The organism is Paenibacillus litoralis (genome assembly GCF_046244365.1).
GTDB lineage: Bacteria > Bacillota > Bacilli > Paenibacillales > NBRC-103111 > Paenibacillus_V.
Genome location: NZ_CP176395.1, coordinates 4,947,483 through 4,970,278 on the forward strand (window position 1 = coordinate 4,947,483; position 22,796 = coordinate 4,970,278).

A 22,796-nucleotide genomic window follows, 5' to 3' on the forward strand; every position below is an offset into this window, starting at 1 on the left:
AATTATAACGATGACATACAAAAGCACCATCCCATTTAAGTGGGATAGTGCCGATAGGAGATCCTTCATGCAGACTGCCATAGAAGTCTTTAAACGGAAGCTAGGTACCCTTGCCAAATCTTCCTCAACCCCACAGGAATACAGGACGGCTGTAATCCGCACGGTGCGCGGCATCGTCCCCTTCGACGCGGCCTGCTGCACGTCTGTGGATCCCCAAACGCTTTTATCCACCGGCGCCATCTCCGAAGAAGGCATCGAGTCGATTCATCATGGCTTGTTCGCTAATGAATACATGCATGAGGATTTCAACCGATACGAACGCCTGGCAAAGGAAACCGATCCCGTCGCAACCTTAAGCCAGGCGACCGGAGGCGACTTGGACCGGAGCGCCCGGTACCGGAACGTTTTGCTTCCCGCAGGCTTTCATGACGAGATGCGAGCGGCTCTTGTGCACAAGGGAGTCTGCTGGGGGTATGTAACGATGTTTCGCCGGCATGAAAGCCCGGCATTCAAGGAAGAAGAGCGCAAACTCCTCTCTTCCCTCGTCCCGACGATTGCTTATCATCTGCGCAGCATCACGCTTGCTATGCCCGGCAAGGGAGTCGTAGCTTCCGAAGAAGATCCCGGGATCATGGTTCTATCCGTCGAGCTAAAGATTATCTCGTCCAATGCGGCTGCGGACCGCAGGCTAACCGCTTTGCGCGAATGGGAATCCATCGGCAGCCATACGCTTCCAAGACCGATACGGGCGGTCTGCTCACGCGCGCTTGCGGAGAAGGAGCAATCGGCTCGCTCCGATGCGAAGGTTTGCATTCGAATGCCCGAAGGGACGTTTATGACGATTCGTGCCGGCCAATTGAGAAGCGCTGCCCATGACATCCAGCTTGCAGTATGGTTCGAGACGGCGAAACCGGCGGATATTTTACCCTTGATTACAGAAACATACGGGTTATCGGAGAGGGAAAAACAAATTCTCAATCAAATCGTCAGAGGGCAAGCGACGAAAGAAATCGCGCGTTCGCTGCACATCTCCGCTTATACGGTGCAGGACCACTTGAAATCGATTTTCGGCAAAACGGGAACAGCAAGCCGAAGGGAGCTTATTTGGCGGCTGTTCTCGCGTTATAATATACCGCCCGGAGATGGATCGAATTAACCGTTCTGCTACACCAGCTCCCCAATATCCGCAAATCCCCTTCGCTTCGCCCATGCGGCAGGCTGCGTCCACGGTTCGTCTGCCGGCAGGCTGGGATCGGCTCCCTTCTCCAGCAAAAACGCGGCCATTTCCCGCTTTCCGTATTTCGCTGCCCAGCCGAGCGGTGTCGTGCGGTATTCCTCATCGACGGCATGGAGATCGGCACCGAACGCAAGGAGCAGTCCGGCGAGCTCGACGCTGCCCGTCAAGGCTGCCTTGTGCAGGTATGTAACGCCCAGCCAGTTCGCGTGATTCGGATCGGCTCCGGACTCGAGCAGCAGCCTGACCATATCGGGTCCCGTATCCATTGCATAGCCCATGTAGTTATTGGCGTACCATGGCGCGTTCAAATCCGCTCCGCCGCGAATCAGCATGCGGACAATGTCCGTATGCCCATATCCGGCGGCCATGCAGAGAGGGCCGTAGTCGCCTCCTGCATGGATCAGCGACGGATTCGCTTTGATAATCTCGCCGGCCAAATCGATTCTCCCCAAGCAGCAGGCGGAGTCAAGATTCATCGTCGCGCCGGCGGCATACAGCATGTTTACAAGTCCGTCCCGCTTCTGCTTCGTTGCCATGAACAATGGATTACCCCCAGCCTCCACGGTGGCGTTCGGATCCGCCCCATGCTCCAGCAGCACGCCGGCGCATTCCTCGTGATTGCCGGCGACGGCAGCCCAAAGCGAGCTTCCGCGAGGAGCGTCCCGTTCCTCCGCATTCGGGTCGGCTCCGCGCTCGAGCAGCAGCTTAACCGTTTCGGCATGTCCGTACTTGGCGGCATAGCTGAGCGGTCTTCGGTCCACTGAATTTTTACGGTTCGCGAGGCCGGGATCCGTTTGCAGCATCGAAGCTACAAACTCGGTATCGCCGACGGCAGAGGCGGTCCACACGTCGTACTCCGCGCCGCGGGCGGCTAAATAACCTGCAAAAAACCACAGGTTTCGCATCGCTTGCTTCCGCAAATCCCGGTTGGCCCGAAACCAGTAATCGCCGTGAACGGCTAGCTGCAGCGGCGTCGCGCCATCCGCTCTCCTGGCATGAATATCGGCTCCGCGGCGAAGCAATTCGTCAACCAGCCATGGCTGCCTGGTGAGCGCAGCCCAGTGCATGGGGGTATTGCCTCGTTCGTCGCCGGCAAATGCGCTTTCGGGACATTCGTTCAGTTCGCGCAGCACGTTATCCTTCTGTCCTTCTTTGATCAAACCGGCGATTCGGCTTCCGGCAGCCGATGTACGGAAACGGGCTTCAAGATGCCGTTCCAGAAGCTCGGCAATCGCAACAAACCCTCTGTCCTTGGCTTTCGTCACCGGAGTATCCTGCCAGCTGAGCGTTCTCTCGGTCGCATCCGCGCCGTGGTCCAGCAGAAGCTGCACCCCTTCGAGCCGTCCCGATCTTACGGCAAAATGCAGCGGCGTAAAGTACCCCCAGCTACAGGCCGCCAGACTTCCGTCCTTTAGCAATAGCTTGAGCATCGCTTCGTTGTCCCCACGGAGGGAAGCGGTAATCATGTTCCAGATATCAGCGCCGCGTTCGTTGGTTAATCCTTCCGGGCGGCTGCCCGTTTCCATGGCTGCAAATACGGGTTCGGGATGGCTACCGGCCAAAGCGTTCAACCCTTTCTTCACTGATCTCTCGGCCTAACGGCTGCGAGGCGTTCGACAATCGATCTTATCCGTATATCGCCATTTTAGCATGTTCCTTGAGCGGATCGGATACGGATTTTAGCCCCATCCCGTTTATCGCCGGAAGCCAGGTTTAGGACCAAAGAAAAAGAAGCTTGATTGCCAAGCTTCTTCACGTATCATCCTATTCGAGATTCTCTCACACTAACCCTTTTCGCCCAAATCGTATCCGTCAATTTGTTGACTTTCGCTCCTCCGACCGAATAGTCAAATCGCCCGCTTATGTTCGCGCCAATATTGGCGCTTCCCCTCCTCGCGCACCGCGATACCAAGCTTGGCAAGCTCCCTTTTCAAATCGTTCACATCTTCCTTCTCATCCTTCTGCAGCGCCTTTTCTCTCGCCTTCAGCAAGGCGTTGGCACCCGGCGTAAGATCGGGCATGTCCGGAACCCATCTTCTGTATGCATCTTTGAACGGATCGGCTTGAGACCAATAGTAGCCATGCTGCCTAAACGCTTCCGCAACTTTGTCATTTTTGGATTCATGCTTCTCGCGATAGAGCTCCTGATCCGCTTGGCCTATCAAAACGAGCTGCTTGCCGTCCAAAAAAGCGACCGAAACTTCTTCTCTCCCGAACGATTGCTCGGCGCCGCTAATGTGCAGCCGAACGTCCTCATCCGACAGGTAAACGACCAGGCTTTCTCTAAATACATAATATGTTAAAGCGAGTCCGGCAAAAAAGCCGATACAGGTCGTTAAAAAGATTACCCAAACCCCTTGAAAAGAAACGATAAGTTCAAACAGACCTTTAAAAGGCACCCACGGCAAAGAAACCGCCCATTCGGCGATCGCCGGAATGAACCAACCGAGCACCAGTCCGACAACCGGCGGCACCACGCCGACCAGCAGCTTGTCGGTGGACGTTAATCCCAAGACAGTAGCGTTACGTTGTTCGTTCAATTCTTTTCCTCCATTCTTCGGACCGGCAAGGATGAACAAGGACCGCTCGCCTTCTCATTCGAAATCATAAAGAAGGACCGCCAGCTTTGCGCCGGCAGCCCTGTAACTTCGTCGCTATACCTGAAAAAGCTGGACTAGGTTTCCGCAAGTGTCCTCGAATACGGTCTCCGTTCCCGCTTGCGTCCGGGTAGGCTCTTTCCGGAATACGACGCCGAGGCCTTTTAGTCTTTCATACTCCGCATGAATATCGTTCACCCCGAACACGATTACTGGCAGTCCGGCGTTGTAAAGAGCCTCTTGGTAATTCTTCGCGATCGGATTGTTGTTGGGTTCAAGCAGGAGCCCGGTACCGTCAGGCGCTTCCGGCGAGACAACGATAGCCAAGAATGCTTCCGGGACGTAGAGCCTGCTGACGAAGCCCAGCTTCTCCGTGTAAAACGCATAAGCTTCAAGCGGGTTATGGACATATACACTCGTAAGGGCAATTTTCATCGTCATTCTCCTTTTGGTCGCTGTAACCTGCAATTTGCTTAACCGCTGAATTTAAATATAGACAAGGGTATAGCGAAAGTCAATTGGAACGGCGGCATACGATTCAACACTTTTCGTTAAAAAAAAATGGTCTCCTCTTCCGCTGATTTGGTATCATTATCCTGATAGCCAAGGAGGAATGATCATGAACGAGCAGCATTCTGCGGCCGGCTTGTCCGGCAAAAGCCCTGTCAAAAACAAAATCGGCAGCGTATTCATCCCCGTTCGCGATATCGAAAAAGCCCGAAGCTGGTACTGCCGGTTACTGGGCTTTCAAGAAGCCGATTGCCACATCATGAACGGACATTTATGCAGTCTTCCCATGCAGGGGGCCGGTATTCTTTTGGATACGATGCCGATGTGGGGAGGTCAAGACCCGGAGGGAGCGCCCGCCATCCAAACGCCGGCTTTCATGTTTCTTACCGATGACTTGCAATGCTCATTCGCCTATATGAAAGAAATAGGAGTTGAGCTGGTGACGGAAATCGAACACGACCACTGGTTCGTCGTGAAGGATCCGGACGGCAACAAATTGATGATTTGCCGGGAATAACGGTAAAAAGGCTGCATATGCAGCCTTTTTGCAATATCCGAGCATATAGGTTGCAGCCGATCGTGCCCTTGCCCGGCAAACGCACATAGCGGAAGACGCCTTTAACCGTTTATACTGGTTTATCGTTCTCCGCTTCGATCATCAGTAAAAGCCCTTTATACTTTCTCTCAGCGCGTCTCACCCGAAAACCGGCCCGTTTGACCGAATCCAGCGTATTCCGGTCCAGATGACAACCGCCGCAAAGCCTTTTCCATGCCGGCGTGAGCTTGCTTTGCAGCGCACCCCAAACGGGATGGTCTACCTTCACATGCTCCAGAAGCAAAACGGTTGCGCCGGGCCTGCACACTCTCCGGATTTCCGCCAGCGCGACTAGCGGGTCGGGAATCGTGCAGAGCACGAGCGTTCCGACGGCCGTATCGAAGGAATCGGCAGGAAACGGCAAGCTCTCCGCTCTTGCAAGCACCGTTTCGATCGGGATATCCGAAAGCCGGACTCGCTCTAGCGACCGTTCGAGCATGGAAGGCTCGGGCTCAACGGCGAAGACTTTGCCCGCGTTAGCATAATACCGGAAGTTGACGCCCGTTCCGGAACCGATTTCGATTACGTTGCCTGCCGCTTGCGCGAGCAGCTTCTGTCGGATCGGATGCAGCGCTCTCTGCTCCAAAGGCTTCATCAGCGCATCGTAGTATGTCGTAAACCACTTACTCATGTCTACCCGGCTTTCTTCATAAGATTCGGCCATGCGCCAACCGCTTGGCAGCGCGATGCCCGGTAAGAAGGTATAGGTTCACGCGGAATGCTCAGTAACTCCTTGTATCCTTTCGATGTCCCCCCGCTCGAATCCTCCCCTGCCATGCTTGAATGGGCAAATTACCGCATTCTTGTCGATTGTCAGCAATTTACTGTCTATTGACAGCTATTGTAATTTGTTCCGTACTTCGTTATCATGGAATGATGAGGACGATTCGATAACAAAAAGCTGCCTCCAAGGAGACTTTCAATGGCAAAATTTCAGTTTAAAAATCAGGAAGCGATGCCGCTTCGGCAAAAGGTTGCGACGGATATCCGCAATGCCATCATTCAAGGCGACCTAAAACCCGGAGAAAAGCTTAGGGAACAGGAAATTTCCGAACAAATGGGCATCAGCCGGGGCCCTGTAAGAGAAGCCCTTCGCGATTTGGCGGCGATGGGGCTTGTGATGAGCCTTCCCTATAAAGAAACCGTCGTCGCCGACGTGCAGAAAGAAGAAATCGTCGACCTGCTGCTGCCGATCCGGCTTCAATTGGAGCTGTACGCGATTAAATACAGCTTGAACCGGATCGACGAGGAAGAAATTGGCCAGCTGCGGGAATCGATCGACCGAATGAAGCGGTATGCGGACGACGATGATATCGCCGGGCTGGTGGACGAAGATATCCGCTTCCACGAACAGATCCTATGCTTATGCAGCGATTCCTCCTATACCCAGCAAATATGGACGGGAATCGTCAACCGGATGAGACTTCATTTTATGAAAAACACCCGCCATTATTCAGATCTGCGCCGGGTCGCGGAGGATCATGCGCTGCTTGTTGAGGCACTGGTCAGCAAAGACCTCGCCCGTATTTCGGAAGCTTGGGAGAAGCACATTCGCGACGAGGAATGCTTGTTATACCTATAAAGGCAGTCCGCCTATTCGGCGCGGATCGTGCAGAATGCAACGCACTGTTAAGCCAAAAGCCTCCTATTCCCTTCCCGCCGCATCTGTGTTATAGTACGTGAGACAAAACTAAAGAAGAAAATCCGGATTATGCCGCATCCCCGCGATGCGCTCGTGCCGGGAGAGGTTCGCGAACTCCCTCTATAAAAAACTAAGTCAAAGCGATGACCCGTTCCAGGTATCGTCGTTTTTGCGTTCGGCGCGAAGCGGGTCTCCCGTTTCGCGCCGATTCTTTAGTTTGAATAGGGAAACGCTTCATGGATCTCGTTCTTCTCTACATGAGAGGGAGATGGGAAAATGAACGATTCGAAAGCCGTCGTCGTCTTCAGCGGCGGACAAGATAGTACGACCTGCCTGTTCTGGGCGATGGAACGATACCGCGAGGTGGAAGCCGTCACCTTCAACTACGGGCAGCGTCATAAGCTGGAAATCGAGTGCGCCTCCGCGATCGCGAAGGAAGTAAACGTTAGGCACCATATACTGGACATGTCGCTGCTCGGTCAACTGACCCCGAATGCGCTGACCCGAAACGATATCGCCATCGAACAGCAAGACGGCTCGCTGCCGACTACATTCGTAGACGGACGCAACCTGCTGTTCCTGTCTTTCGCTGCCGTTCTAGCCAAACAAGTCGGAGCGAAGCATATCGTAACGGGCGTGTGCGAAACGGATTTCAGCGGGTATCCCGATTGCCGGGACGTCTTTATCAAATCCTTGAACGTGACGCTTAATTTGGCCATGGATTACCCGTTCGTCATCGAAACGCCGCTCATGTGGCTGAACAAAATGCAAACGTGGGAGCTGGCGGACCGGCTTGACGCCTTTGACTTTGTCAGGGAACGCACGCTTACTTGTTATAACGGCATCATAGCGGACGGCTGCGGGGAATGTCCGGCTTGCTTGCTGCGGCGCAAAGGATTGGAAGACTATCTGGCCCGCCAAGTCGGAGGTGCAGACGCCGTATGATGCAGCAAATTTATCCTTCGGTCCCGCATACGTATTGCTACGAGCTGAATAAAGACCTGCAATTTGCCGCGGCGCACTATGTTCCCGCCGAAGAAGCGGGCAAATGCCGGAAGCTGCACGGACACACGTATTTCGCCAATATTACGGTCGCCGGCGATTCGCTCGATTCGGCCGGATTTCTCGTGAACTTCTCCACCTTGAAGCGGCTCATTCACGACCGGTTCGATCATTCCGTGCTCAACGAACATACCGAATGGTTCAATGACAGCCAGCCGGAACGGTTTCCGACTACCGAAACCGTTGCCCGTACGATTTATGAGATCGTTCAGGAATACCTGGACAAGATGCCGAATCGTCCGCGCTGCCTGCAGGTTTATTTGCGCGAAACGCCGACAAGCTATTGCATCTATCGTCCGAAGGCTGGAATTTCCCATGAATGAGCGCAACCGTCAAGCGGAGACCCGGCGCATCCCCGTCATGGAAATTTTCGGTCCGACCGTGCAGGGAGAAGGCATGGTCATCGGAAGAAAGACGATGTTCGTCCGCACCGCCGGCTGCGATTACAGCTGCGCGTGGTGCGATTCCGCGTTCACATGGGACGGCAGCGGCAAAGCGGATATCCGTTTGCTAACGGCCGAGGAAATCTATAACCAATTGCTGAGCACGGGCGGCGATACGTTCGCGCACGTCACGATTTCCGGCGGCAATCCCGCCCTGCTTCCTCAGCTCGGCGAGCTGATCGAGCTCCTGCACGAGCATGGGATTCAAGCTGCGCTGGAGACGCAAGGCAGCCGCTGGCAGGATTGGTTTTGGGAAATCGACGATTTGACGTTGTCGCCCAAGCCGCCAAGCTCCGGCATGACAACGGACTGGTCCGTACTCGATTCGATCGTCCGGAAGCTGTCGGAACGTTCGCGGCCTTACAGTTTGAAGGTTGTCATATTCGACGATGCCGACCTTCAGTTCGCGGCAGACGTCCATGAACGGTATCCGTACGTTCCGTTCTATGCGCAGGCCGGCAACGACCGGCTTCAGGAAACCGAGCCGGAACGGCTGCTCCCTTATTTGCTGGAGCGGTACGAGTGGCTCATCGGCCGTGTTATGACCCATCACCGGCTTAAGCAGGTTCATGTGCTGCCTCAGCTGCACACTTGGGTTTGGGGCAATAAGAAAGGGGTTTAACGATAGAGCTTCGGCCGTACGCAAAGACGGCGCTCTATCGCCTCTACAAGGGAAAGGCGGAATGGATTAATATGGCAGGAAGAACGCAAGAAGAACTGAATGGCGTTACGCAGCTCGGCAATCAAGGAACCGACTACCGGTTCGGCTATTCGCCGGATATTTTGGAATCGTTCGAGAATAAGCACCCGGGTCGCGATTATTTCGTCAAATTCAATTGCCCGGAATTTACAAGCCTTTGTCCGATGACCGGACAGCCGGATTTCGCGACGATCTACATCTCGTACATGCCGGACCGCCGCATGGTGGAAAGCAAATCGCTCAAGCTCTATTTGTTCAGCTTTCGCAATCACGGCGACTTTCATGAGGATTGCATGAACATCATCATGAACGATCTGATCGCTTTGATGGAGCCGCGGTATATCGAAGTGTGGGGCAAGTTTACGCCGAGAGGCGGGATCTCGATCGATCCTTATTGCAATTGGGGCCGCCCCGGCACGAAATACGAGCAGATGGCGGAGCACCGTCTGCTCAATCATGATTTGTATCCCGAGAAAGTGGATAACCGCTAGTTGCAAGAGGAGTCCGGAGCATGGCATCACCTGCTCCGGACTCCTCTTTTATCTACTGCCTTCGGCAGCCTTGCAAGCCTACAAAAAGCTGTTGCGATACTCGGTCGGCGTCAAATCGAACTGTTTCTTGAAGCTCTCGCGGAAATGATCCTGATCGGCATATCCGATGCGATCACATATCGCGTAGATTTTGATCGCGGGATCCTTGAGCAGCCGGGCCGCTTCCTCCATCCGGCGCCTGATGATCCAATGATTGATCGTCATTCCCGTTACTTCCTTAAACAAAACGTTCATATATTTTTCACTCAATCCGACCGATGCCGCCACTTCCGAAAGCGTAAAATCTTTCCTATGAAATCCCGCTTCGATATGCCCGATGGCTTGCTCGACAAGCTTCTTTTTCTTCAGGCTTCCGTTCCATTCCGCGGGTGGAAGCGCTGCCGAGAGATGGGGCAGCTTCTCCTTGGCGGACTGTTCCGCGAAGGCAAGCGCTTGCCGTTCCTCCCGCTGTTTGCGCAGCTCCCGAACCGCACGCGCCATAATGTTCTCGATCTCTTCGGGATCGATCGGCTTTAGAATATAGTCAACCACTTGAAGCTTGATAGCCTGACGGGCGTGCTCGAATTCGTTCAAGCCGGATAGAATGATGCAGCGAATATCCGGGTTTCGGGCTTTCACGGCCTCGATCAGCTCCAAGCCGTTCATTTTGGGCATTCCGATATCGGTCAAGAGCAGGTCGGGTTCTTCGCGATCCAACCAGGCCAGCACCTCTTCCCCGTTCTCGACGGCACCCAGAAGCACGATGCCGAGCGATTGCCACGGAATGGATCGGACCAGCGTTTCGCGAACAATTCTGACATCCTCCGCTATCAGCAGCTTAAACATGGTCATCTCCTTCCCTTCTAGCCGGCTGACCAGGCAAACGGGGCAGGACGACTTCGACGCAGGTTCCTTCCGATGTCTTCCTGTAACGAAGCCCGTACGTTTCCCCGCAATGCAGCCGGATCCTACGGTGCACATTCGAGGTGCCGAAGCCGGACTTGCTCTCGCCTTCCCCCGCCGTCTCGCCCGGTTGGCTTTCGTCCCGCTGCCCAAGCATGCGGTTCATCCGTTCCGGATCGCAGCCTTTTCCGTTGTCCGCAACCTGAAGCACAAGCGCTTCTCCTTCCGTTCTCGCGGAAATCGCAATCCTGCAGCCGGAAGAGCGGTCTGCGAATCCATGAATAATGGCATTCTCCGCCAGCGGCTGCAAAGTCAGATGCACCAATCGTTCCGTCAGCAGAGCCTCCGGCACTTGAATGTCGACCTCCAGATCGTCGATCAGCATCTTTTGGATAAGGAGGTAGGCTTCGACGTGCTTGATCTCTCCCTCCAGAGTGATCAACGGCTGGCCCTCGTTAAGCCCATAGCGAAAAACATTCGCCAGCGAACGGACGATCCGGCTCGTTTCCCGATCCCCCGCCATTATCGCGCGGCAATTGATCAAATCCAAGGTGTTGTACAAAAAATGCGGGTTGATCTGCGCTTGCAAAAGCTCCAGCTGCAGCTGTCGGCGTTCGATCTCCTCGCTGAACGATTTCTCGATCAAGCCGCGGATCGTAACGAGCATGGAGTCGAACTTCTGATTCAATTCGTCCACTTCATAGATTCCCGTGTTCTGGTTCGGCAGCGGCTCTTTGAACTCCACGACCTCCGGTCTTTGAATAGCGGCTACCAGTCTGGTGATGGGGACCGTCACCCGCACGACGATTCTGCGCAGCCACAGCCCTGCCGCAAGCAGAGCGGCGGCGGCGGTAACCGCGCCGATCGCCGAAATAGCGAACGTGTACCGGCTGAAATGGCTCTCCGGCACGACGGCCAGCAGCTTCCAGCCGTTGTTGAGCGTCTCGAACATGACACGGTGCTTTTCGCCGTCAATTTTGGTTACATGGGATCCTCGGGCATCGGTCAGCTCGCGCACATAGGGCAGCGTTCCGGCATCTTGAAGGAAATCGTATTTTTCGCTGAACATCACGCGGTTGCTTTCATCGAGCAAGAGATGGTAGCCCATCTCGAGAGGAGCGTTGTCGAACACGGCTTTGATGCTCCGATTATTCGCTCCGACAATAACCGTGCCTATGCTTCGGCCGTCTTTGGTGCTCATCTTTTTTCTCGCCAGGTAGAGGATCGGCGCCTCCAGCCGTTCCGTCTTTTGGCCCCACCATACCGTCTGGCCTTTCCCTTCTTGCAGACTGAGAAACCATTCTTGATTTTGCAGATCGTCCTGCTTATAAATCCCTGTGGCGGGATAGAAATGGTCCGTCGCAAGCTCGTAAAGTCCGCTGCCCGGTTCCAGCGCAAGCGATACCACATACGATTGCTGCGCCACGCTGCGGGATCCGAAATCGCTCAGCAAGGACAGCAAGGACAGATTCTCGAGGTTGGTCTGCACCGCGTAAAAATCGCCTACGGCCTCGAAAGGCTTCTGGTACGTGCCTTCCAGCAAATTTTCAATCGATTGATTGGCCAAAATAAAAGCCGCCACATTATTCATCGTATCGAACTGGTACCCTACGTTCCGGTAAACGAACTTGATGGACTGCTCCGCGAGCTTGAGCGTATGGTCGTTCTGTACCCGGATCAGAAGATAACTGGCGGTTGTCGCGAACAGGGCGACGATGGTAACGATCAGCGCGAAAATCGGCAGACTGAGCCTTGCCAGCAGACCCGACTTTCGGATCCCCTTCCGCTTAAAAGCTACCATGCGCTTCACCCCCATTTCCCGCGTTATACAACGGCCAAACCGGCCGGCATTTACCGGCTAAGGGCTCCCGGCTCCCTTATGGATTTCTCTATGCCGGCCTTGCATACCTGCAAGCGCGATACACTTTAACCTCTGCGATACGCATTTTTGGCAACCATTAACGCCCCGAAATCCGTTATTCTAGCAAAAACGCTTCGTCACGTTCTATTGTTCGATCGTTGTTAACTCGAAGTAAAAGACGCCAAATAAGGCAGACCTTACTTGGCGTGTTGCGACAGCTGTTCATTTGTGCTACTTTCCCGTCTTTTTCTTGAACGATTCCTCCAGCTCCTTCAAGATTTGCGCACCGCCTTGCGCCTTCCATTTCTCGGCGAATTCGTCGAATTTCTTGATGTCGCCGCCCATGATAATTTGCGTAAAGACGGAATCGCGCATGGTATTTAGCTCGACCAGCTTGGCGATTTTCGTCGGAGATTCCAGGTAGTTGGACGCGTCCGTGATTTGAAACTTATTGTTGATCGCGATGTCGAGCGCTAGGGCGTTACGGAGCGGCATGGACTCCAGATATCTCGGCCAGCCCTTCAAGCCCGGCGCGAACAGGTAGCTCTGAATCCCGCGGAAATTGCCGTTCTTGTCCTGCATCGTTTTGGGATCGATCAGATCGGTAATCACCTTCATCTTGCCGTTGTCGATTTTATAATCTTCTCCTTCGATTCCCCACACCGTGAGCATCTGATTTTCAAGCGACAACGATTGCTCGATAATGGCCAAAACCTTTTTCGGATCCTTCGTCTTCGCGCTGATGGCATTCATCTGTGCGAATGGAGCGCCCTTGGGAGCGACAGCTTTGCCGTCCGGTCCGACAAGCGAGCCGGTGAGCGTCAAATATTTGAACGGCTGATCGACCTGGTTCGGAAGGCTTCCGTCTGCCGCCAGCTTGCCGCTCTTCTTGAGCTCGCTCGTCTCCACTTGGGTGTCGTAATCGTTCGGCGTGGACCACCAGCCCATCCAGGAAAACAGCTTGCCGCTGAACAGCTTCGCACGCAGCTGCTCTTCCTTGATCGTGGCGAACTCCTTGTCGACCAAGCCTTCCGCATACATTTTCTGCAGGAATTGAAGCGCTTCCCGCATGTTCGGATCGATGTCGTAATTGCTGAACTTGCCGTCCTTTTCCGTGAAATAGCCGGGCGTTACGCCGAATGCGCCGAAGACGTTATCGAAGGAATTGTTCGCGTATTTTTGCTGGCCGATCTGCGCCGTATACCCTCCGAGCGGAATGACGTCCGGCTTCTCCGCCTTCACCTTCTTGAGCAAGCGGTAATAGTCGTCAAGCGTTTGGGGAACCTGGGCGCCGAGTGCGTCCAAATAATCTTTCCGCATGACCAAATTCCAGCGGTAACCGGCGCCGGGTCCGCCCTGATACGGGATTCCGTAAATTTTGCCGTTGACCTTCGCCTGCTCGAATACGTCCTTCGGCACTTCTTTCAGAATATTAGGCGTATCCTTCTCGTTAATCAGATTCGTAAGATCGACGAAGGCGCCTTGCTGCGCGTACTTCTGGAAATCGTCCGCAAAATCGATTCTGACCACGTCAGGGTAATCGCCGCTAGACATTTTCAGATTCAGATTCGTCTTGTACTGCTGGACGTCGACCATCTCGGGTATGATCTTGACGTTCAGCTTCTTCTCGATCGCTTGCTTGACGGCGTCCTTCGAAGGGTCGTACGGCTTGGAAATATCCTGCGAACGGAGTCACTTGAGCTCGTACGGCTCAGCCGCTTTGGCGGCGGAAGGCGCAGCCGTCCCGCCTGACGGCGAAGGAGACGCGCTTCCCGCTCCGTTCTCTTTGCCGCATCCCGCTATGGTGACTGTTCCGGCCAATACGGCGGCTAGCATGCCGTACGACCATTTGGTTTTGGAATTGGACATGAACTGATGACCTCCTTGATTTATCCTATCATCTATGTTTACCCGGAGGGGTAAATCATGGGAAGAAACGATTATCCTTTGACCGAACCGATAAGCATCCCTTGCTCGAAATACTTCTGAATGAACGGGTAGATGATCAGCATCGGCAAGGCTACGATGACGATTGCGGCCATTTGGATGCCTATCGTCGGAGGGGGCGTCGAGCCGGCGGCTTCCAGAAGCTCCGGAGGCAAGCTCGAGTTCGCGATAATCGTCCGAAGCACCAGCTGCACGGGCGCTTTATGCCAGTTGGTCACGTACAGCATGGCGTTGAAGAAATCGTTCCAATAAACGACCAAATAGAGAAGACTGATGGTGGCGATGACAGGCAGCGACAAGGGAAGCACGATTTGCCACAAAATCCGGAGTTCGGAGGCGCCGTCGATCGAGGCGGATTCCTTCAGGCTTTCGGGAATGCCTTCGAAGAACGACTTCATGATGATCATATTGAAGGCGCTGAACGCCATCACCAGGATGAGCACGACGTTCGTATTCAGCAGCCCTAGCTCCTTGATATTGATATAGGTGGGAATCATGCCGCCCTTGAACAGCATGGTGAGCACAAAATACAGCATCAGCATTTTCCTGCCCGGCAGCCGTTTCTCCGCAAGCGCGTAAGCCGCCGTCGTCGTGAGGAGTAAGGCAAGAAGTACGCCGCCGGCCGTGTTGCGGATCGTGTTGCCGTAGGCGGCATAGATTAAGGAACCTTCCTTCAGCAGATATTCGTAGTATTGAAAACTGACGGTGCTTGGAAACAGGATCATCCCGTTCTTTTCGCTGAATATGTGATACGGCGTGACCGATACGGAGATGACATACCAGAACGGAACGACGATGACGATCGTCAGGATCGTGAGAACCGTATAGTTGACGGCGACGAAAGCGGTCTCGCCTTTGGTGAGCTTCATGGGGTTTTCTTCTCCCTTGTCAGAAAATGCCGGAATCGTTTATTCGCTTGGCGAGCTGATTGGCGGCCAGCACCAGGACGAGGCCGATGACGCCTTTGATCACGTCCGCGGCGGCGGCAAGACTGAGGCTGAACTGCTCGATGCCGACCCTGTAAATGTAGGTGTCCAGGATGTCCCCCACCTCGAACACCATCGGATTGTACAAGTTGATCACTTGATCCAAACCGGCGCTCATGATATAACCGACCCTTAGAATAAAGATGACGATAATCGTGCCCGTTATGCCCGGCAAGGTAATGCGTACGATGCGCTGAAACCGCGTGGCGCCGTCTACGATGGCCGCTTCGTACACCTCGGGATTAAGCCCGGCGATCGCGGCCATGTAAATGATGGCGGCCCAGCCCATTTCCTTCATCGCGTCGGTGACGACCAGGATCGTCCGGAAGTACGCAGGCTCGACAAGCAGATACGCCGGCTTTCCGCCGAAAAATTCGATGATTTTGTTGATGATGCCGGTTTCCGGCGAAAGCAGCAGCGCGATGATCCCTCCGTAGACCACCCAGGAGACGAACCTCGGCAAGTAGACGGCGGTTTGCAGCGTCTTCTTGAACCAGACCGTCCGGATTTCATTCAAAGCAAGCGCTAACAGGATCGGACACAGGAATCCGCTTATCATTTTGTACAAGCTGATCAACAGCGTGTTCTTGAAGGCATTGCGGAACATTTCGGATTCGAACAGCATCCGGAAATATTTCAGCCCCGCCCATTCGCTTCCGGAGAACCCTTGTATGACGTTATAGTCCGTGAAGGCAATGCTGATTCCGTAGAGAGGCATATAGTCAAAAATAAACACCCACGCGAATGCCGGAAGCAGCAGCATATACAGCAGCTTGTATTTCCATATTTTCCTTGCCAGCTTTCGTCTCGGCGTCTCTCTCGCCTCGGTGATCCTGGCGGTCGCCACGTTCATTTTCTTTCTCCTCCTATCCGATCTCCGGGAGCCTTCCGTAAAGAAAGTGCTTACATGCAATAGCATACCTGATATAAAACGTCGGGAAAACCGGAGCGAAGGACAATAAACCCGGGTAAAAGTCGCATCTCGGCCGATTAAACGGCGCTTTTATCCCGATAATGGTTGCATGAACCGCCGACAAGCTTTACACTTATAATTAGGTAGGCAACCTAATTAAATAATTGCCATCTATTGGGGCAACCTACTTCTTGGCCGCCCGATCGGGACCGGCTTTGCAATCCGCTATGATCCTACAGTGAAGGAGTAAACTAGACATGGAAGTTTTCATATCGATACTGGTTTTGCTAGCTCTTATCGGCGTTTCCAACGTCATTAACCGCTATGTTCCGTTCATACCGGTTCCGTTGATCCAGATCGCGCTAGGGGTCGTCATCGTCCTTCTGCCTTCCGGCATTCATCTTCATTTGGAGCCGGAGCTGTTCTTTCTGCTCTTTATCGCGCCGCTGCTCTATAACGACGGCAAACATACCCCGCGCAGCGAGCTTTGGCGGCTCCGCGCCCCGATCCTGTTGATGGCCGTAGGACTCGTGTTCGTTACGGTCTTTTTGATCGGCTATGCCATCCATTGGATGATTCCTTCCATCCCGCTGTCCGTCGCTTTCGGCTTGGCGGCCATCTTATCGCCAACGGATGCCGTAGCTGTCAGCGCGCTAGCCGGACGGATCCATCTGCCAAAAAGCCTGATGCATCTTCTCGAAGGCGAAGCGCTAATGAACGACGCTTCGGGACTCGTCGCTTTTAAATTCGCCGTCGCGGCCGCCGTTACCGGCGTATTCTCGCTGACGCAGGCCAGCATCAGCTTCCTTATTATCGCCGTCGGGGGCCTCGTCGTCGGCGCTATCCTCGCATCGCTCATCACCGCGCTTCGGCATCTTCTTCGACGTGCAGGGATGGAGGACGATACGATGCATATGCTTCTCCAGCTGCTGACCCCGTTCGTCTTATACTTGACGGCCGAGGAGCTAGGGCTATCGGGTATTTTGGCCGCGGTAGCCGGAGGCGTCGTCCATGCCGTCGAGCGCGATCGGACACATACCGTTACACCCAAGACGAATGCCGTTTCCGTTAACACTTGGTCGGTCATCCTCTATATTTTGAACGGACTCGTATTCGTCATTCTGGGACTGCAAATTCCCGACGTGTTCAGCATTATTCTGGAAAATCCGCATTACGACAATTTCCAGGCGTTCGGATACGCCTTGGTCATCTTCCTTATGCTGATCGTGCTTCGCTTCGTTTGGACGTTTGCTTTTACAAGGGGAGGCAGAGCGTTCGCCAAAAATAAAAGCGCCGAAACGCCGGGCTTCAAAATACTCGCGATGACTTCCCTGTCCGGCGTTCGCGGAGCCGTTACGCTTGCCGGCGCATTTTCCATCCCGTTAGTTATCGAGAGCGGGGCTCCTTTTCCCGAGCGAAATCTGGTTATCTTCCTCGCCACCGTCGTCATTTTGTTCTCGCTGCTTGCCGCCAGCATTCTGCTGCCGATGCTGGCAAGGAAAACCGATACGGGCGGGAACGTGCAGGAGGACATGGAGCGCGACGGCCAAGCGAAAACGATGCGTGCCGCCATACAAGCGGTCCATCAAGCTAGCACGGAGGAGAACGAAGCCGCTGCAGCCTCCGTCATTGCGGATTACAAGCGGTGGATGCAGCAGCTTCGGCAGAAGGATGCCAGCCGCAGGGGCAGAGCCCGTTCCCGCAAAACGGAAACCGAATGGCGTCTACGCGCCCTCGATCTGGAAAGGGATTATGTACGCAGCGCTAAAGAAGAAGGGCGAATGAGCGAGGAACACGCCGGGCATTATTTGACCTTGCTCGATAAAATCGAAGAAATTATAGCGAACCGCTCCCAAGTGTGGCTGATCATGGTGAAATCATTGCTCGGCTGGCTGAAATCGCCGTTTTCCGGTAAGATCGATAAACCGTGGGACAAGCTTTCCGAAGCCGACCGGGAACGGTTAAAAAACTACAAGATCGAAGCAAGCCGCTCGGTTATCGCCAAGCTGGAGCAAATGCGAACGGAACAGAACAAGGAAGACGTTCTGGATGTTCTCGCGCATTACCATAAAATCGTCGCAAGACTATCGGGAATGTCCCTCTCCTTGCGCCTCGAGGATCTCCCTCTTGACGAACGCAAACGGGAACTTCACTGGGTGGCCATCCAAGCCGAACGGGATGAGGTTCAAGCCTTATACGAGCACGGTGAAATCAACCGCGAAGCCGCAAACGAGCTTAGGAAAACGATAAGGGAACGGGAAGCCCTTATTTTCGAACAGGGAGAACTGGTGTAGCGGATTGGCCATGCGCGACCGGAAAAGAGGGGACATCATTGAACAAGAAGAACGACGAGCAGGTCAAGCAGCTGGCGGAAACATTCGAGCGCTTCGCGAAGGCCGACTGGCGAAACAAAAAGCTATGGGGCTTAAACGCCAGCGAAATCCGCGTCTTGCTTTGCATAAACGATCTATCCGGGCAAGGCTCGCATGGCGCGCACGTCTCGGATATTAGCAAAAAGCTGCATGTGACTTCCCCGACCGTGACGCAGATGATCAAAAGCCTGGCTGCAGGCGGCTATATCGAAAGAACGACCGATCCGTCGGACAGAAGAATCGCAGACATCCGATTGACGGAGAAAGGAGAAGCCGTCGCCCGTAAAGCCGGCGAAAGGTTTGCGGCGATTTTCTCCGGGCTTATCGCGTTTCTCGGCGAAGAACGAAGCGATACGCTAATCGGCTTGCTGACCCAAGTACACGCTTATTTTGACGCCAACGTCAAATTGCCGGAAAGCGAAAACAATTGAAAGGCGCAAGCCCGCTCCGGGCATCGCGGCAACAAGGATAAACGCCTAACGGCGTCTTTGGATGCCGTGCTTTTGCCGAGACGATGAACAATCTGCGGAGATATACTTTCTGAATCGTTAAGAAAAGCCGCGAAAATCGCGGCTTTTTCGGCGGATGGGCGCCGTACGCCCCACTAAATGACGAAATAGTAATCATTAAAGTAACCGATCGTTATGATTACATTAACAATCACGAACAGGAGCTGAAAAAATCGGAGCACGTTTTCCCTTTTGTCGGCCAAGCTGACAATATAGAAATACAGCGGGATACAAACCATCATATAGCGGACTACGCTGACCAGAAAGAGCGGCTGGCTGGAAAAGGGGATAACGATCAGCAGCGCGCCGTACACGTAAAACAATAGCTCCCTGAGGTCCTTAATCATGGTCTTGAAGCGGACGATGAAAAATGCGATATAAACGATGAAGATGGCCGACGACACGACGAAGGCGATCAGTCCGTTATCCCATCCGTCCGGCGTTGAAAAATAAGGATTTTTCAAATAGCCGATGAAGTTCTTAAAGGGAGTTGTGGTGTAACGGTACCAGTTGTTGCTCTGCTCGTGAAACGGCGCCAGCAAATCACCCGTAAGGCTCTTCATATGCAGGAGATACAGCCCCATCGGCACCAAAGATAAGACGGAATAGAGCCCCCATCTCCAATATCGCTTGTTGATCCGGAAGCCTTCGTCCAATACGATCGTACCCAGAACGAAAGCCAGGTTGATAAAACCGGGAACCCTCGTGACCGTCGATAGGCTTGCCGCCAGGAAAGCAAGAGCATACTGCTTGCTGCACGCATGATAGATCGCTGCCGCAGACAGCATCAGAAACAAGCTTTCCGTGTAAGGGACGGAGAAATAGAGCGACGACGGATACAGCAGGATCAGGAATAGAACCGACTTGGCTTGCCGATCGGACAGCCCTCTTTGCAAACCGATTAAATACAGGTAGACTAGTGAAACGAACAAGAACAAATTGGATAAAATAATGCCGACTAGCGCTGGATCGAACCAGAATATTTTCCCGAACAGAAAAATCAGGAGCGGATATAACGGGAAAAATACCCAATTTGCAGCCGTATGCGGTTCGTCCATCCTTACGTTGTCATAGCCCTGCGTAGCTATTTTCAGGTAGGAGAACGTATCGAATTTGACGAAATCGTATAGATTCATCACTTCCGTCTCATCGAGCGCTTCGGGGAGCTTCTGTCTCCATTTCGAATAGGTTTCGGACTCCGTAGCTTCATACGACGTTGGCGTAGTATATTTGCCGAACAGATTCATGCCTACGTATCCCGTAAATAACGTTAGCGCCCGGCTGATGATGATGAGCACCGCAATCGATAGTAGAATGCTTGGGATCAATCGTTTCTCTGCAATCAAAACCTGCCACCTCGTTTTCCCTGGATCTTTTTTTCTGTTACCATGTATGTAGGACGTCGCACAGCCGGCCCGCGTATAGCGGATGCAACTTTCCCTACCCCACTCCGTCTATATGTAAGACGCTGGATGCGGCAAAAATGTTTTTGAAGATTTTGTTAACTAATGAGTAGTCCTTAGCCTATGCGCTATACTATTGCTTATCGTGAATCCTCTGGAATGGAGTCGTGTAATCGTGTCAAATCCTGTACTTACGATAGTCGTGCCTTGCTACAACGAGGAAGAAGTGCTGCCCGAAACGGTGCAGCGTCTAAGTAAAATCATTCATGCACTAATGGAAGACAAACTGATTTCCGCCAAAAGCACGGTGCTCTTCGTCGACGACGGAAGCAAAGACAAGACATGGGAGCTGATCGAGCGCTTCCATCATTCTTTCCCATTTGTAACCGGTTTAAAGCTTGCCAAAAATGCCGGACATCAAAATGCCCTGCTGGCCGGTCTCATGACGGCGAAGGAAGCGGCCGATTGCGTCATCTCCATTGACGCCGATTTGCAGGATGATGTTGAAGCGATCCGAGAATTTATGATCAAATTCCATGAAGGCTTCGAGGTCGTTTACGGCATACGCAAAAGCCGCACCACCGATACGTGGTTCAAACGCACCACGGCGGAAGGCTTTTACAAGCTGATGACTAGCATGGGCGTTAAGATTCACGACAATCATGCCGACTATCGCCTAATGGGCAAACGGGCGCTGGACGAGCTGGCCAATTTTAAAGAGGTCAATTTGTTTTTGCGGGGAATCGTTCCGTTAATCGGTTTTCCTTCAACCGTCGTTTACTACGACCGGCACGAACGCTTCGCGGGAGAGTCCAAATATCCGCTCAAAAAAATGCTCTCCTTCGCCTTCGACGGCATTACATCCTTTAGCGTGACGCCGATCCGATTCGTCACGTTAACGGGCTTTGTCCTGTTTGCGATGAGCATCCTTGCCGCCATTTATGCAATCGTCGGCAAGCTGTGGGGAACGACCGTTTCCGGATGGACGTCCTTAATCCTCTCCGTATGGTTTATCGGAGGCGTTCAGCTGTTGGCGCTCGGGCTAATCGGGGAATATATAGGAAAAATCTACAAGGAAGTAAAAAAACGTCCGCTCTATGTAATAGAGAAGAAGGTGCTTGCTCCCGCGGAAGCGTTCGAGGAGGCGGGGAGCTTCGGCAGGAAATCGTGAAGCTCTATACGATAAGGCAAAACCCCCGCACATTGCTGCTGCGGGGGTTTTGCCTTTGTTAAAGAAGTCCTTATGTACGTACGTTTCTACGACGGATCCAAAATCAGCTTGATGCCTTCGATTTTCAGCTGATCCATACGGACTACCCAGCTTTTAAACGCTTCGTACGTTTCATCCGAGAATCCGAACAGCTGCTTAATATCCTTGATAATCTGCTTTTCTTCATCGTTATAATCGCCGTCAGCGAAAATGAGCAGTAAAATTTCGGCGAAAAAAATATTTTTCACTTGCTCGTCCTTCAGACCTCCGACAATATCCGCGAGCCGTCTCTCAGGCGCAAACTCGCGCTCCGGCTGCTGCATATTCATTTCGTCCATGTACGTTTGTAAATATCCCCGTTCTTTACGGTTGACGAACCCGTCGGCTTCGGCTACGAGGTGCGCCAATTCCAAAAACGCCTCTTTATGTTCCTTTGTCTGCAGAAAATGCAAAAACAATTCCGTTCACTCCCCTGCTTCCCCATGATGGCTGCCTATTCCAATGTTTGAACCTTCCTCAAGTATATCCGAAATAATCGGCCGTGTAAAAAATGTAGGCGACCCCCGCAACAAGAGCGGTATCTCCATTCGTCCAGCCGGCTCCCCCCCGTTTCAGTTATCGTTCGCAGCGCGAATTCGCTTGACCTGCAAGACATGCCCCGCTTCGTGAACGGCGGCAAAATGAAGCCACTGGCAAACGTTAAGCTCGACTCCGTACGGATGCATCGATACCAGCGAATTCGTTTCGCGGGAGGCAAGCTCGGGAAGGAAGCGTTTCAGTTCCGAACGGATGTCCGATAACCGCTCCAGAGCCTGCCCGTACTCCATCGCGCCTTTCGGCAGGGCCCATAGCGGCGATTCGTTCTTGCGTCCGATAATCCCTTTGGCTTTGAACAAGCCGATCATATCGGTTCGTTTCGATTCAGGCGATGAGTCCGGATTAGCAGGAGAGCTATCGAGAAGTGTGCTCACTTCCCGAATGACGCCTCGCTCGACCAAACCCAAATGCTCGACGATTTGCACGATCGTCCATCCGCCCTCCTGTTCCGTCGCCCCCCTCTCGTGCACGCCGAACGTTTGAAGCGCCTCGAGCAGATCGGCACGCTTACGATCCAAATAGGCTTCCAGCTCGTGAAACGCGATCATCCCATCATCCCCCTTGTATGCCTGCAGGTTATCGGCATGCTTCAAGTTATGATGACTTTCGCTCAAATAGTGATACATATCCACGGATCGCATGCGAACGAGGCATTTTGCATCCGTTAGGACTTTCGGCGTGCGGAGCAGCGTGAATCTCGCTTTCCGATGGCGCCTTCCGGCACCAAATAACGAAACCTTTTGACAGCGGCCTTCGACAGTATCCTTACCCATTCTCCT

General features: G+C 53.4%; 23 protein-coding genes and 1 riboswitch. Of the genes, 10 read left to right on the forward strand and 13 right to left on the reverse strand.

Annotated features, from left to right (window positions below; genetic code table 11):
- Window positions 1-67 precede the first annotated feature (67 nt).
- A complete protein-coding gene (locus tag ACKGJP_RS20715) occupies window positions 68-1,156 on the forward strand; it encodes a helix-turn-helix transcriptional regulator (RefSeq protein ID WP_409340703.1) in 1,089 nt (362 codons plus the stop codon).
- Window positions 1,157-1,164: 8 nt separating this feature from the next.
- Here ACKGJP_RS20715 and ACKGJP_RS20720 read toward each other — a convergent pair whose 3' ends face one another.
- From ACKGJP_RS20720 to ACKGJP_RS20730, 3 genes are all read right to left on the reverse strand, one after another.
- Window positions 1,165-2,820 (reverse strand): ankyrin repeat domain-containing protein, encoded by a 1,656-nt coding sequence (locus tag ACKGJP_RS20720; protein ID WP_409340704.1) that lies wholly within the window; start codon window positions 2,818-2,820, stop codon window positions 1,165-1,167.
- Window positions 2,821-3,084: 264 nt separating this feature from the next.
- The gene (locus ACKGJP_RS20725; RefSeq protein WP_409340705.1) at window positions 3,085-3,777 is read right to left on the reverse strand and encodes a DUF308 domain-containing protein; all 693 of its coding nucleotides are present in this window, start codon (window positions 3,775-3,777) and stop codon (window positions 3,085-3,087) included.
- A 114-nt stretch (window positions 3,778-3,891) separates the two neighbouring features.
- The gene (locus ACKGJP_RS20730) at window positions 3,892-4,269 is read right to left on the reverse strand and encodes a VOC family protein (protein WP_409340706.1); all 378 of its coding nucleotides are present in this window, start codon (window positions 4,267-4,269) and stop codon (window positions 3,892-3,894) included.
- A gap of 184 nt (window positions 4,270-4,453) precedes the next feature.
- Between ACKGJP_RS20730 and ACKGJP_RS20735 the strand changes: the two genes are divergently transcribed.
- Window positions 4,454-4,861 (forward strand): VOC family protein, encoded by a 408-nt coding sequence (locus ACKGJP_RS20735; protein ID WP_409340707.1) that lies wholly within the window; start codon window positions 4,454-4,456, stop codon window positions 4,859-4,861.
- A gap of 109 nt (window positions 4,862-4,970) precedes the next feature.
- Here ACKGJP_RS20735 and ACKGJP_RS20740 read toward each other — a convergent pair whose 3' ends face one another.
- Entirely contained in the window at window positions 4,971-5,603 is a 633-nt protein-coding gene (locus ACKGJP_RS20740; protein WP_409340708.1) for a class I SAM-dependent methyltransferase, read from the reverse strand.
- Between the two features lie 258 nt (window positions 5,604-5,861).
- Between ACKGJP_RS20740 and ACKGJP_RS20745 the strand changes: the two genes are divergently transcribed.
- The 5 genes from ACKGJP_RS20745 (at window position 5,862) to queF (ending at window position 9,277) form a co-directional block, all read left to right on the forward strand.
- Entirely contained in the window at window positions 5,862-6,521 is a 660-nt protein-coding gene (locus ACKGJP_RS20745) for a GntR family transcriptional regulator (RefSeq protein ID WP_409340709.1), read from the forward strand.
- 156 nt (window positions 6,522-6,677) lie between these two features.
- A riboswitch (PreQ1 riboswitch) is annotated at window positions 6,678-6,721 on the forward strand.
- 136 nt (window positions 6,722-6,857) lie between these two features.
- Window positions 6,858-7,526: a 7-cyano-7-deazaguanine synthase QueC gene (queC, locus tag ACKGJP_RS20750; protein WP_409340710.1), complete on the forward strand. Its 669-nt coding sequence runs from the start codon at window positions 6,858-6,860 to the stop codon at window positions 7,524-7,526.
- On the forward strand, window positions 7,523-7,966 hold the full coding sequence (gene queD / locus ACKGJP_RS20755) for a 6-carboxytetrahydropterin synthase QueD (protein WP_409340711.1): 444 nt from the start codon (window positions 7,523-7,525) through the stop codon (window positions 7,964-7,966). Before queC ends, queD begins: the two co-directional genes overlap by 4 nt.
- Complete coding sequence (gene queE / locus ACKGJP_RS20760; RefSeq protein WP_409340712.1) at window positions 7,959-8,708, forward strand: 7-carboxy-7-deazaguanine synthase QueE; 750 nt, start codon at window positions 7,959-7,961, stop codon at window positions 8,706-8,708. Before queD ends, queE begins: the two co-directional genes overlap by 8 nt.
- Before the next feature lie 71 nt (window positions 8,709-8,779).
- Complete coding sequence (gene queF, locus ACKGJP_RS20765; RefSeq protein WP_409340713.1) at window positions 8,780-9,277, forward strand: preQ(1) synthase; 498 nt, start codon at window positions 8,780-8,782, stop codon at window positions 9,275-9,277.
- Window positions 9,278-9,355: 78 nt separating this feature from the next.
- On the opposite strand, the gene ACKGJP_RS20770 is transcribed toward queF, so the two are convergent.
- The 6 genes from ACKGJP_RS20770 to ACKGJP_RS20795 form a co-directional block, all read right to left on the reverse strand.
- Window positions 9,356-10,168, reverse strand: a complete 813-nt coding sequence (locus tag ACKGJP_RS20770) for a response regulator (RefSeq protein ID WP_409340714.1) — start codon at window positions 10,166-10,168, stop codon at window positions 9,356-9,358.
- On the reverse strand, window positions 10,155-12,020 hold the full coding sequence (locus ACKGJP_RS20775; protein WP_409340715.1) for a sensor histidine kinase: 1,866 nt from the start codon (window positions 12,018-12,020) through the stop codon (window positions 10,155-10,157). The genes ACKGJP_RS20770 and ACKGJP_RS20775 overlap by 14 nt, the downstream gene beginning before the upstream one ends.
- 291 nt (window positions 12,021-12,311) lie before the next feature.
- The gene (locus ACKGJP_RS20780) at window positions 12,312-13,757 is read right to left on the reverse strand and encodes an extracellular solute-binding protein (RefSeq protein ID WP_409347216.1); all 1,446 of its coding nucleotides are present in this window, start codon (window positions 13,755-13,757) and stop codon (window positions 12,312-12,314) included.
- Between the two features lie 15 nt (window positions 13,758-13,772).
- Window positions 13,773-13,949, reverse strand: coding sequence for a hypothetical protein (locus tag ACKGJP_RS20785; RefSeq protein WP_409340716.1), 177 nt, complete (start codon window positions 13,947-13,949; stop codon window positions 13,773-13,775).
- Window positions 13,950-14,020: 71 nt separating this feature from the next.
- The gene (locus ACKGJP_RS20790; RefSeq protein WP_409340717.1) at window positions 14,021-14,896 is read right to left on the reverse strand and encodes a carbohydrate ABC transporter permease; all 876 of its coding nucleotides are present in this window, start codon (window positions 14,894-14,896) and stop codon (window positions 14,021-14,023) included.
- Window positions 14,897-14,915: 19 nt separating this feature from the next.
- Window positions 14,916-15,866: an ABC transporter permease gene (locus ACKGJP_RS20795; RefSeq protein WP_409340718.1), complete on the reverse strand. Its 951-nt coding sequence runs from the start codon at window positions 15,864-15,866 to the stop codon at window positions 14,916-14,918.
- Window positions 15,867-16,183: 317 nt separating this feature from the next.
- Here ACKGJP_RS20795 and ACKGJP_RS20800 point away from each other — a divergent pair, with 317 nt between their 5' ends.
- Together ACKGJP_RS20800 and ACKGJP_RS20805 are read left to right on the forward strand one after the other, a co-directional pair.
- The gene (locus ACKGJP_RS20800; RefSeq protein ID WP_409340719.1) at window positions 16,184-18,220 is read left to right on the forward strand and encodes a Na+/H+ antiporter; all 2,037 of its coding nucleotides are present in this window, start codon (window positions 16,184-16,186) and stop codon (window positions 18,218-18,220) included.
- Between the two features lie 38 nt (window positions 18,221-18,258).
- Complete coding sequence (locus ACKGJP_RS20805; RefSeq protein WP_409340720.1) at window positions 18,259-18,729, forward strand: MarR family winged helix-turn-helix transcriptional regulator; 471 nt, start codon at window positions 18,259-18,261, stop codon at window positions 18,727-18,729.
- Between the two features lie 173 nt (window positions 18,730-18,902).
- Here the strand turns inward: ACKGJP_RS20805 and ACKGJP_RS20810 are convergent, their stop codons facing one another.
- Complete coding sequence (locus tag ACKGJP_RS20810; protein ID WP_409340721.1) at window positions 18,903-20,153, reverse strand: mannosyltransferase family protein; 1,251 nt, start codon at window positions 20,151-20,153, stop codon at window positions 18,903-18,905.
- A 229-nt stretch (window positions 20,154-20,382) separates the two neighbouring features.
- On the opposite strand from ACKGJP_RS20810, the gene ACKGJP_RS20815 reads away from it, so the two are divergent.
- Window positions 20,383-21,381: a glycosyltransferase family 2 protein gene (locus tag ACKGJP_RS20815; RefSeq protein WP_409347217.1), complete on the forward strand. Its 999-nt coding sequence runs from the start codon at window positions 20,383-20,385 to the stop codon at window positions 21,379-21,381.
- An 86-nt stretch (window positions 21,382-21,467) separates the two neighbouring features.
- On the opposite strand, the gene ACKGJP_RS20820 is transcribed toward ACKGJP_RS20815, so the two are convergent.
- Together ACKGJP_RS20820 and ACKGJP_RS20825 are read right to left on the reverse strand one after the other, a co-directional pair.
- Window positions 21,468-21,878, reverse strand: a complete 411-nt coding sequence (locus ACKGJP_RS20820) for a TerB family tellurite resistance protein (RefSeq protein WP_409340722.1) — start codon at window positions 21,876-21,878, stop codon at window positions 21,468-21,470.
- A 153-nt stretch (window positions 21,879-22,031) separates the two neighbouring features.
- Complete coding sequence (locus tag ACKGJP_RS20825) at window positions 22,032-22,565, reverse strand: DinB family protein (protein ID WP_409340723.1); 534 nt, start codon at window positions 22,563-22,565, stop codon at window positions 22,032-22,034.
- Between the last annotated feature and the right edge of the window lie 231 nt (window positions 22,566-22,796).